The organism is Paraburkholderia sp. (genome assembly GCF_026225065.1).
Classification (GTDB): domain Bacteria; phylum Pseudomonadota; class Gammaproteobacteria; order Burkholderiales; family Burkholderiaceae; genus Paraburkholderia.
Map to the genome: position 1 here is coordinate 1 of NZ_JAMFSB010000234.1, position 10723 is coordinate 10723.

Below are 10723 nucleotides of genomic sequence, written 5' to 3' on the forward strand. Positions count from 1 at the left end.
CCGCGTAATGGGCTGCGCCGTGGTAAAGCATGCGGCCGCCAGGCGGAATCGACAGCGGGTGGCAGCGCAGCGCCAGCGCGAGCGCCGTCAGCGCTTCTTTCAGCGCGCCGTCGGCCTCGATGGTCACCGAGCAGCCGGCGATGCGCTCGATATCTGCGAGGTCGCCGCTAAACAGGTAGAGTGGGTGAAAACCACCGATCGACGCGCCCTGCGCCCCAGCTGCCGCGAGCAGATCCACCGGCGAGGCGCCACTGCAATGCACCAGCGCACGTACGCGCCCAGCGGCCTGCGGCACGGAATCAAAGCGCAAAGTGTTCGCCGTCGAACCGATGTTGTCATCGGGAACGGTTAAAAAGACGATATCGGCGGCGTCGACAACCTGTTGCGGGTCGTCGTACGCCGCGCACTGGTCGATCTGGGTGGCGAGCTGGCGCGCCGATTGTGGCGTGCGGCTGGCCACCGCGGTCACCGCATAGCCGGCGCGGGCGAAGCCGAGCGCAAGGCAGCGCGCAAGGCGCCCTGCGCCGATGAAGCCGAGACGCGGCATGGACGGCTGGGACATGGTTACTGCTCCGGACGGCACGATGAACGGAAAGCTGGAGTATCGCGCATTCAATTGTCGCTCGCGAGACGCCGGCCTGGCGTCGCACTGCGCGAATCCTTTCCTCAGATTAAATTTCGTGCCATATGGCTTGGCCGGCGGATCATTTGCCCGCGCGACCCCTGCAGGCCCGGAAACTGCTCACAATGAATTTGGTCGATGAAGTGAGGGGTTGGAGTTGTCTGTCTCGCAGTCTGATTCGGGAGGTCATCATGAGCATCTTTTCTTACCGAAAGCACTTGCGTTTCTTGACTCATTCGCAGCGGCGCCGCTGGTGGGATCAAAAAAAGCGCCTAACGCCACGCGTCAAAATCAGCGGTGCTTACGTGCCGCCGAATGTCATACGCGAATTTACCTACGTCAAGGTGGGTTAAAGATTTGTTCCTATGGGTAAAAAATGCCCGGCCATGAGCCGGGCATTTTCGTTGTGGGCGGTGGTGCGCGTTGAGCGGTTATGCGTTTTGTTTCGGTCAGCCTTCAACCTGAACGCGATTGAAGTGAATTTGTAATTAAAGATTACCGCCATCGGGGATTTTCCAGACTGTTGGCCGGTAAAATCGAAGTTTGCCGGTGGCCGACTCCGCGCAAACCCTTGGTTTTCGAGATGTTGCGGGCAGAGCGTGCATTGCAACTCCCGCTTCGACGAGTTGCTGCGAATTACGATCCGTCTACACCGATTGCAATTTGCAACAAATGCGAACAGCTATGCCGATCCTTTTTCGATACATTCAATTCCATAGCATGCATGTCATGCGACACGGTCATCCGGCCGCGCTTGGAGAAGAAAAGTGAAAAAGATCATTCCGCTTGTTGTTGCCGCTGCGCTTGGTGTTGGCTTTGCCTCTGCTGCCGAGGCGCACGTGTCCGTCGGTATCGGGATCGGCATTCCGGTGGCTCCGGCCTACCCGGTTTATGCGGCGCCGCCGCCGGTGTATTACGCACCGCCGCCGGTCTATGCTCCGCCGCCTGTCGTCGTGGTTGGTGGTGGATATGGTGGCTACGGCTACTACGGTCATCCGTACTACCATCGCGGGTACTACGGGCGCGGCTACTACGGTCACGGTGGCTATGGTCACGGCGGTTACCGCCATTATTGATAACCGCGGATAAACGCGCTCGCGGGATGCGCTTCGGTTTGAGGTAATCCGTGGCTCGAATTTATCGAAGGTTGTCGAAACGGCTAGACGGCGTGATGCAGGCTTGATTGCCTGCATCACGCCGTTTTCATTTGTGCGGCGCTACGCCTCATTTGCGAGATTTCGTTGTTCATCCGGTGAGGCATTGACGTCGCCGTCCTGCATTCCATAGTGTGGCTGAAGCTGGGACAATGCCTGCTTATTTCACCGCTCTGGAGTGCCACGTCAATGCAAGTGCTTCCCGCTCCCACGTATGTCGATGTCGTCGATGCCGCTGCGCGTCTCGAGGGCGTCGCGCATCGCACGCCGGTTCTGACGTCCGCCACGGCCAATGAACGGACAGGCGCATCGATCTTCTTCAAATGCGAAAATTTTCAGCGCATGGGCGCGTTCAAGTTTCGCGGCGCCTATAACGCGATCTCGCACTTCGACTACATGCAGCGCGACGCCGGCGTCGTGACGTTTTCGTCGGGTAATCACGCTCAGGCTATTGCGCTGTCGGCACGTCTCGCGGGAATCCACGCAACCATTCTCATGCCGCACGACGCGCCTGCGGCGAAGGTCGCCGCCACCCAGGGCTACGGCGGCGAAGTCATCCTTTACGACCGCTATAAAGAGAATCGCGAAGAGATCGGCCGGCGCCTCGCCAAAGAGCGCGGCATGACGCTGATTCCGCCATACGATCATCCGCATGTCATTGCAGGGCAGGGCACAGCGGCGAAAGAACTGCTCGAAGAAACCGGGCCGCTCGATCTGCTGTTCGTGTGCCTGGGCGGCGGCGGACTGCTTTCCGGCAGCGCTCTCGCGGCAGCGGAGCTGAGTCCGCAGTGCAAGGTGATCGGCGTCGAGCCGGAAGCCGGCAACGATGGTCAGCAGTCACTGGCGCGCGGCGAGATCGTGCACATCGACGTGCCGCAAACTATCGCCGATGGCGCCGCGACTCCACACCTGGGCGCTTACACGTTCCCGATCATCCAGCGTCTGGCGGAGCAGATCGTGACGGTGACGGATGCGCAACTGATCGAGACGATGCGCTTTTTCGCGCAGCGCATGAAGATCGTCACCGAGCCGACGGGTTGCCTCGCCGCTGCCGCTGTGATGAACGGCATCCTCCCGGTGAAGGGCAAGCGGGTTGGCGTGCTGATCAGCGGCGGTAATGTGGATCTGGCGCGCCTCGCGCAGTTTCTTGCGTGAGCTGAAGACCTAAGTCACGCACCGGAGCCACCCATCTCAGCCAAGCACCTAAACTACAGACCCAGCTCGCTCCACAACGTGTCGATACGCTGCTTTACCGCAGCGTCCATCTCGATGGGACGACCCCACTCGCGATCCGTTTCGCCCGGCCATTTGTTGGTGGCGTCGAGGCCCATCTTCGAGCCGAGTCCTGCCACCGGCGAGGCGAAATCCAGATAGTCGATCGGCGTGCGATCCACCAGCACAGTGTCGCGCACCGGATCGATACGCGTCGTGATGGCCCAGATCACTTCCTTCCAGTCGCGGATATTCACGTCCTCGTCGACCACGACGATGAACTTCGTGTACATGAATTGTCGCAAGAAACTCCATACGCCGAACATCACCCGTTTGGCATGGCCTGGGTAACTTTTCTTCATCTGCACGATGGCCATCCGGTAGCTGCAACCTTCGGGCGGGAGATAGAAGTCGGTGATCTCGGCAAACTGTTTCTGCAACAGCGGCACGAATACTTCATTGAGCGCGACGCCAAGCACGGCGGGTTCGTCGGGCGGTTTGCCGGTGTAGGTGGAGTGGTAGATCGCGTCGCGTCGCATCGTAATGCGCTCGACGGTGAACACCGGGAACCACTCCTGTTCGTTGTAATAGCCAGTGTGATCGCCGTAGGGACCTTCGAGCGCGTGTTCATAAGCAGCGCTCGCGCCTTTCGCGGGACGCGGCGGCGCACCCGCGGGAGCGGGCGCAGGCGAGCCCTCCTGCGGATAGATAAAACCTTCCAGGACGATCTCCGCGCGCGCTGGCACCTGTAGCGTGTCGACGCCAGGCGTGATGCACTTCGCGAGTTCGGTGCGGCCTCCTCGCAGCAGGCCGGCGAACTGGTATTCCGAGAGCGTATCGGGTACTGGCGTGACCGCGCCGAGGATGGTGGCCGGGTCGGCGCCGAGCACCACTGCGACCGGATACGGCTTGCCGGGATTCTGCAGCGCAAACTCGCGGAAATCGAGCGCGCCGCCGCGATGGGCGAGCCAGCGCATGATGAGTTTGTTACGTCCGATCAACTGCTGGCGATAGATGCCCAGATTTTGGCGGCTCTTGTTTGGGCCGCGCGTAACGGTCAGGCCCCAGGTGATCAGCGGGCCGGCGTCGCCCGGCCAGCAGGTCTGAATTGGCAGTTTAGCGAGATCCACATCGGCGCCTTCCCAGACGATTTCCTGGCAGGGCGGGCTACTCACCGTCTTCGGCGCCATGTCCCAGACCGCCTTGGCGAGCGAGAGCAGTTTGCCGGCGTCCCTGAGGCCCTTGGGCGGCTCCGGTTCCTTGAGGGCGGAGAGCAGACGCCCGACGTCGCGCAGCGACTCCAGCGCGGTGCTATCGCCGTTCTGTTCGCCTGAGTCGATGCCCATGCCCAGCGCAACCCGCCGCGGCGTGCCGAACAGGTTGCCGAGCACCGGGAACGCATGGCTTTGCTTGCTCTCAAACAACAACGCCGGACCACCGGCACGCAGCACGCGGTCGCACAACTCAGTCATTTCCAGGATGGGCGAAACGTTTTGCGGGATGCGGCGCAGCTCGCCTAGAGTTTCGAGACGGCCGACGAAGTCACGCAGGTCTTTGTATTTCATCTGGTCGGGATTGGAGCCGCACAGCGCGGCGAGAAAGTGGAGCGCGACAGGCAATCGCCGCGCAGAATCGATTGTCGATTTTACCTGCGTTGGTTACCGTACGTTGCGGACCGAAAACTGTAACTGACCCAAGAGGCGCGCGGCGCGCGGCTTTCCACACGCTGAACACTGTTCGTTATTACAATTAGTTATACATTTGCCGTTCTATAGTGTTGACGATCTATTTAACCCTGCTAGAATCCGGTCACATTGGTTGCAGGGCGTGAACGTTTTTACCACCGCCCCCGGTCCTTACGACGCAACGCGTCACCGCTTACCGACCCCCCTGCACGGTATTTGACGGCCTTTTTTGCAGTCCTCGCCAGCGCGACCTGACGCTGGTTTTTCGCGTGGGAGCCTCTGCGTGCGTGTTTTTTAAGCACGGCGCCGAGTAGTTTCGAGATGGCTCCCCACCGACGGTTTATGCCGTATTCCCGACGCCGCTGCTGCCCTAACCAGAGCACGCGACGTCTTGACTCTGCGAACGTGATTTGATGCCGGCTCGACCGGTGGGGTTCGCAGAGCATGCAAGATGGGAGATCTGAATGAACGCCTGGTTATCGTGGCGTCCCGACGAACGACTTGCGCAAGGCTTACGCGCAGTCTTACGTCGCGGTACGCGTATGAGTCATCATCTGTTCAGCATTGTTGGCGGTTCCGCCATCCTGCTGGCAGTCGCGCTGTGGCTGATGCCGACCTGGCGCGGCACCTTGGCCGCAAAGTTGATGCCGGTCATTTCCGCTGCTGTGCAGGCCGGCCCCGCCCGTCTGTTGCAGGGCAATCCGTTACCGTCGTTCGTGCCCTCTGGGGTGTCGTCGAGCGACGATTCGCTGTCCGCCAATTCCGTTGGTGGCGACGTCAGCAACGGCGCCACCAGCAGCAACACAAGCTATGACGGCGCCTTTGATGGCAGTGGCACTAGCGGTCTCAGCGTTGCGATTGTCAACACGCTCGACCCGCATTCCGTGCAAAGCATCAGCGCGCTGGCGCATCTGATTCCTTCGCAACGCGTTGCCGCTGACGCACGTGACGACCGCGTGCTGGTCTCGACGCGCGAGCAGGATCTGGTGGCGAACTATCTGGCACGGCGCTATCACGTCGCCCAGGAACCGGTTAGCGAGCTCGTGAAAGCCGCGTTCGACACCGGCCGTGAAGTCGGCCTCGACCCGCTGCTGCTGCTCTCCGTGATGGCGATCGAATCGGGTTTCAACCCGTATGCCGAAAGCGGTGTAGGTGCGCAGGGTTTGATGCAGGTGATGTCCAAGGTGCATTCGGACAAGTTCCAGTATTTCGGCGGCCAAAGCGCTGCGCTCGATCCGTTCGCGAATATCAAGGTTGGGGCGCTCGTGCTAAAGGATTGCATCGCACGCGGCGGTTCGCTGCCGGGTGGGCTGCGTCTCTACGTCGGTTCTAGCACTCCGGACGATGGTGGTTACGGTGCGAAGGTCGTGGCTGAGCGCGGCCGTTTGCGTGACGTGGCACGCGGTCGCAAGGTGCCGATCAACGCACCGCAAGCCCCGGTTACGACGACCGCGTCAGTGACGCCGGCACCGGCTGCGGGAGCGGCTCCGTCCAAGCGTGTTCAGGTGACGCTCGATGCAGCGCATCCGTTGACCGCTGCGACGCCAGTGAAGGCGCCCGAGCAGGACGACGCCGAGACTGCGACAAAGCATGCAGCGTCGCCGGAGCTGGGCGCCTGAGATTAGTACGAGCAAATCAGGACCAAAAGGAAAGGCACCCGCGGGTGCCTTTTTTCATGGTCCGTTGCCAGGAAAAATCAAAAGAATCCGCGCAAGCGCTCGACGGCCTCTTCGAGCTTCGAATACGCCGTGGCGTAAGACACGCGGATATACGAGCGCGGCGCGTGATTGCCGAAATCCATCCCCGGCACCAGCACGACGCCTGCGTCGTGCAGCATGGCTTTGGTGAGCGCCGCGCTGTCGCCGGCTGCCGCATGGGCCACCTGAGTGCAATCCGCGTAGACGTAGAACGCGCCATCCGGCATCACAGGGACTGAGAATCCGAGCGTTTCGAGCGCCGGGACGATGAAATCGCGCCTGCGCTTGAACTCGAGGCGGCGCGCTTCGTAGATAGCCAGCGTGTCCGGTTCGAAGCAGGCGAGCGCCGCGTGCTGGGCCAGCGCCGACGCGCAGATAAACAGGTTTTGCGCGAGCTTCTCGAACGCGCCGACCAGTGATGGAGGAACGACGACCCAACCGAGACGCCAGCCGGTCATGTTGAAATACTTCGAGAAGCTGTTGACGGTGATCACGTCCTCGCCGTACGACAACGCCGAGACCGGCGGCGCGCCGTAGCTCAAGCCCTGATAGATCTCGTCGACGATCGTGAAGCCGCCGCGCGCACGAACCGCGTCGACGATGCGCTTCAACTCCGCGGGCTCGATAGACGTGCCAGTGGGGTTCGAGGGCGACGCCAGCAGCACACCGCGCGTCCGTTCGTTCCACAGACGCTCGACATCGGCTGCGGTCAACTGGAAGCGCTCCGCTGGACCGCTTGGCACGAGTACCGGCTTGCCCTCCATGGCGGCGACAAAGTGCCGGTTGCACGGATAGCAGGGATCGGGCATCAGCACTTCATCGTCGCGGTCGACCAGCGCCGCACACGCCAGCAGCAATGCCGCCGAAGCGCCCGCGGTGACCACGATGCGCGCCGGATCGACGCTGATGCCATAGGCCTGCGCATAATGCCCGGCGATCGCCTCGCGCAGCGAGTGCAACCCGAGCGCGCTGGTGTATTGCGTAACGCCGCGGCGCAGCGCGCTCGCGGCCGCTTCGATGACCGGCTCGGGCGCGGTGAAATCGGGTTCGCCGATTCCCATGTGGATGATGTCGCGTCCTTCGCGCTCCAGCAGGGCAGCTTCTTTCGCCAACTCCATCACATAGAAAGGCTGGATGGCGTCGACGCGCGCAGCAAGCCGCACCAATGGTTCGGTCACGGAGTTCATACAGTCATCTTATTGCTTGCGATTAGCCTGGGTCTCGGCCGCGCGCAATTGTGCCGACAGCTTGTCCAGCACGCCATTGACGTACTTATAGCCGTCCACGCCGCCGAACGTCTTGGCCAGTTCGACTGCTTCGTTGATGACAACGCGGTACGGAATGTCGACGTGATTCTTCAGCTCATACGCTGCGACGAGCAGCACCGCGCGCTCGACCGGCGAGAGCTGCTCGATGGGGCGGTCAAGACACGGCGTGAGGTCGGCCGACAGCGCTTCCGAGTCGCGGATCACGCCGTGCAGCAGCGCGTTCAGGTGCTCGAGATCGGCCTTGTCGAAACCTTGGGCGCCGCGCAACTGCGCGTCGATCTCGCCGCCGGGCGCGCCCGACAGCAGCCACTGATACAGCCCCTGCGTGGCCAGTTCGCGGGAACGTCGGCGAGCGCTCTTCATGCCTGTGCCTCTTCGTCGTCCTCGTCTTCTTCCTCGTCGTCATCGTCGCCGCCGAGTTGTTCGAGCGCGACCGCGAGGTTCGCCATTTCGACGGCCACGCGTGCCGCGTCGCGACCCTTTTCGGTCATGCGTGCGACAGCCTGCTCGTCCGTTTCCGTGGTCAGCACCGCGTTCGCCACGGGGATGCCGAAGTCGAGGCCAACGCGCGTGATGCCGGCGCCGCTTTCGTTCGACACCAGTTCGAAGTGATACGTCTCGCCGCGAATCACCGCGCCGAGCGCGATCAGCGCGTCGAATTGCGCGCTTTCAGCGAGCTTTTGCAGCGCCAGCGGGATTTCCAGTGCGCCGGGCACCGTGACGAGCAGCACGTCTTCGCCAGTGACGCCGAGGCGTTCGAGTTCTTCGATGCACGCATCCGCGAGTCCATTGCAGACGGGCTCGTTAAAGCGCGCCTGGACGATGCCGACACGCAGTCCGTCGCCGTCGAGGTTCGGTTGGTATTGTCCGATTTCCATAGTGAGTCCGTAGTGTGTTTGAGTAAGCGCCGGGGCGCGTGAATGGTCGGATCAGGCTTGCGTTGCGAGTGCCGGTCAGGGCGTTTGCGGCGCCTGGGACGGGCAGCCCGGCATCGGCACGAAGCCTGTGACTTCGAGACCGTAGCCCGACATGCTGCCCAGCTTGCGCGGGTTCGACAGCACCTGCATCTTGCCGACACCCAGCTCGCGCAGAATCTGCGCACCGATGCCGTAGGTCTTGAAGTCGACCGGACGGCGCTTGAGCGCATCGGCCTTGTCCTTCGAATCGAACGCCTTGAAGACGTCGACCAGATGATCCTTTGAGTCGCCGCAGTTCAGCAGCACGACCACACCAAGATCGCGTTGGGCGATCTCTTTCATCGCGGCGTCGAGCGTCCACGAGTGGGTCGAAGCGCCGACTTCGAGCAGATCCAGCACCGAGAGCGGCTCGTGCACCCGCACCGGCGTTTCCTGGTCCGGTGTGGGCTTGCCGCGCACCAGCGCGATATGCGGCTGGCCGCTCGGCTGGTCGAGGTACATCACCGCGCGGAACGGGCCGTGCGCGGTCTGCATGGTGCGCTCGCAGATGCGCTCGACGATCGATTCCGTGCGGCTGCGGTAGTGAATCAGATCGGCGATCGTGCCGATTTTCAGCTTGTGTTCGTCGGCGAATTCGATCAGGTCCGGCAGGCGCGCCATGGTGCCGTCGTCCTTGATGATCTCGCAGATTACCGCAGCAGGCGTCAGACCCGACAGCGCCGTGAAATCGCAGCCGGCTTCGGTGTGGCCAGCGCGCACCAGCACGCCGCCGGGCTGGGCCATGATCGGGAAGACGTGACCAGGCTGAACGATATGCTCGGGCCGGGCGTCGTGCGCGACCGCGGCGAGGATCGTGCGAGCCCGGTCGGCCGCCGAAATGCCCGTGGTGACGCCTTCAGCGGCTTCGATGCTGACCGTGAATGCCGTACCGTACTGGGTGCCGTTGCGGTAGGTCATCAGCGGCAGGTTCAGCTGCTTGCAGCGCTCCTGTGTGAGCGTCAGGCAAACGAGGCCGCGGCCGTAGCGGGCCATGAAGTTGATCGCTTCCGGCGTGACGAATTCGGCCGCAATCACGAGGTCGCCCTCGTTTTCGCGATCTTCTTCGTCGACGAGTATCACCATCCGGCCGGCTTTCAGTTCGGCAATGATCTCAAGGGTGGATGCGAGCGTCATGGTGGCGAGAATTTCGGGAAAGCGCGTATTTTACGCCACACGCGGCCCCGCGTCGTTGCGGCGAATGGGATAGTCCGTTTGGCGGGTGGCGGCGACGGCTGAAAGGTGCTGTAAAGCGCCGGGCCCGGCCGCGCCATCGCCCGCGCCGTCTTAGGTAGACTGTGGCCTTACCTGGTCACAAATCGAATCAACATGTCATTTTTCGGAATTGGTCTTCACGTCATCATTGCGCTGTTTTTTGCTGTGCATGTGGTGCGCACTAACCAGAATATGTACTGGCTGTTGCTGCTGTTCGCTTTTCCGTTGCTCGGCAGCCTGGTGTATCTCTTTGCGATCTATTTGCCGAGCCTGCGCCAGTCGCGCAGCGGCCGGGCCGCGACGCGCGCCATTTCACAACTGGTGGATCCCAATCGCGCGGTGCGCGAAGCGCGCGATAACTTCGATCGTGCGCCTACCGTCGAGCATCGGATGCGGCTTGGCGCAGCGTTGCTGGAGGCCGGTCAGCCCGGCGAAGCGCTGCAGCACTATCAGGCCGCGGCGAGTGGTCCGTTTGCCACGGATCCCGCGTTATTGTTGGGCATGGCAAAGGCGCAATTCGCAGTGGGGCAGCATGCGGCGGCGGACGCCAGCCTCGCGCGCCTGTTCGAGGCTAATCCGCAGGCCCGTCAGCAGCCCGAGCCGGCGTTGCTCTATGCGCGGACCCTCGCTGCGCTCGATGCGCCCGGCACGCGGGCCGCGTTCGAGAAGTCGCTGGCCTGTGCCGGCGATGCAGCGCCGCGGTGTCTGTTTGCCGACTGGTTGGTAAAGCAGGGCGACCAGGCAGATCGTCAGCGGGCCATGAGCCTGTATGCGGATATTGCGCAGGACGCAAAGCACTGGCCGAGGCATGCGAGGGAGCACAACCGCGAATGGTTGCAGCGCGCCCAGGCAGCGTTGGCCGCGGCGCCGTCACGGTGACGAGCGGGCCATCTAACTAGCCGGATCCGTCGGACAAA

At 62.4% G+C, this 10723-nt stretch carries 10 protein-coding genes; 4 read left to right on the top strand and 6 right to left on the bottom strand.

Annotated elements, in window-relative coordinates; all coding sequences use genetic code 11:
• The coding region (locus M0954_RS17145; RefSeq protein ID WP_297354459.1) for an NAD(P)-binding domain-containing protein at window positions 1-562 on the bottom strand (562 nt) is incomplete at its 3' end.
• An 827-nt stretch (window positions 563-1389) separates the two neighbouring features.
• On the opposite strand from M0954_RS17145, the gene M0954_RS17150 reads away from it, so the two are divergent.
• Together M0954_RS17150 and M0954_RS17155 are read left to right on the top strand one after the other, a co-directional pair.
• Entirely contained in the window at window positions 1390-1698 is a 309-nt protein-coding gene (locus tag M0954_RS17150; protein WP_122153630.1) for a hypothetical protein, read from the top strand.
• 267 nt (window positions 1699-1965) lie between these two features.
• Window positions 1966-2931 (top strand): threo-3-hydroxy-L-aspartate ammonia-lyase, encoded by a 966-nt coding sequence (locus tag M0954_RS17155; RefSeq protein WP_123385585.1) that lies wholly within the window; start codon window positions 1966-1968, stop codon window positions 2929-2931.
• Between the two features lie 53 nt (window positions 2932-2984).
• Here the strand turns inward: M0954_RS17155 and M0954_RS17160 are convergent, their stop codons facing one another.
• Entirely contained in the window at window positions 2985-4553 is a 1569-nt protein-coding gene (locus M0954_RS17160; RefSeq protein WP_297354461.1) for a UbiD family decarboxylase, read from the bottom strand.
• Between the two features lie 584 nt (window positions 4554-5137).
• Here M0954_RS17160 and M0954_RS17165 point away from each other — a divergent pair.
• Window positions 5138-6292, top strand: a complete 1155-nt coding sequence (locus M0954_RS17165) for a transglycosylase SLT domain-containing protein (protein WP_133892285.1) — start codon at window positions 5138-5140, stop codon at window positions 6290-6292.
• A gap of 77 nt (window positions 6293-6369) precedes the next feature.
• On the opposite strand, the gene M0954_RS17170 is transcribed toward M0954_RS17165, so the two are convergent.
• From M0954_RS17170 to ribBA, 4 genes are all read right to left on the bottom strand, one after another.
• A complete protein-coding gene (locus M0954_RS17170) occupies window positions 6370-7557 on the bottom strand; it encodes a pyridoxal phosphate-dependent aminotransferase (RefSeq protein WP_123385586.1) in 1188 nt (395 codons plus the stop codon).
• Window positions 7558-7566: 9 nt separating this feature from the next.
• Window positions 7567-8001, bottom strand: coding sequence for a transcription antitermination factor NusB (gene nusB, locus M0954_RS17175; RefSeq protein ID WP_122153634.1), 435 nt, complete (start codon window positions 7999-8001; stop codon window positions 7567-7569).
• Window positions 7998-8516: a 6,7-dimethyl-8-ribityllumazine synthase gene (gene ribH / locus M0954_RS17180; RefSeq protein ID WP_122153635.1), complete on the bottom strand. Its 519-nt coding sequence runs from the start codon at window positions 8514-8516 to the stop codon at window positions 7998-8000. Before ribH ends, nusB begins: the two co-directional genes overlap by 4 nt.
• A gap of 75 nt (window positions 8517-8591) precedes the next feature.
• Window positions 8592-9728, bottom strand: coding sequence for a bifunctional 3,4-dihydroxy-2-butanone-4-phosphate synthase/GTP cyclohydrolase II (gene ribBA, locus M0954_RS17185; protein WP_122153636.1), 1137 nt, complete (start codon window positions 9726-9728; stop codon window positions 8592-8594).
• A gap of 192 nt (window positions 9729-9920) precedes the next feature.
• Here ribBA and M0954_RS17190 point away from each other — a divergent pair, with 192 nt between their 5' ends.
• Window positions 9921-10685, top strand: a complete 765-nt coding sequence (locus tag M0954_RS17190; protein ID WP_122153637.1) for a tetratricopeptide repeat protein — start codon at window positions 9921-9923, stop codon at window positions 10683-10685.
• Window positions 10686-10723: the final 38 nt, after the last annotated feature.

Coding starts and splice junctions, on each gene's coding strand:
- nusB (WP_122153634.1), bottom strand. CDS start 8,001: ATGAAGAGCGCTCGCCGACGTTCCCGCGAACTGGCCACGCAGGGGCTG.
- M0954_RS17190 (WP_122153637.1), top strand. CDS start 9,921: ATGTCATTTTTCGGAATTGGTCTTCACGTCATCATTGCGCTGTTTTTT.
- M0954_RS17165 (WP_133892285.1), top strand. CDS start 5,138: ATGAACGCCTGGTTATCGTGGCGTCCCGACGAACGACTTGCGCAAGGC.
- ribBA (WP_122153636.1), bottom strand. CDS start 9,728: ATGACGCTCGCATCCACCCTTGAGATCATTGCCGAACTGAAAGCCGGC.
- ribH (WP_122153635.1), bottom strand. CDS start 8,516: ATGGAAATCGGACAATACCAACCGAACCTCGACGGCGACGGACTGCGT.
- M0954_RS17160 (WP_297354461.1), bottom strand. CDS start 4,553: ATGAAATACAAAGACCTGCGTGACTTCGTCGGCCGTCTCGAAACTCTA.
- M0954_RS17155 (WP_123385585.1), top strand. CDS start 1,966: ATGCAAGTGCTTCCCGCTCCCACGTATGTCGATGTCGTCGATGCCGCT.
- M0954_RS17170 (WP_123385586.1), bottom strand. CDS start 7,557: ATGAACTCCGTGACCGAACCATTGGTGCGGCTTGCTGCGCGCGTCGAC.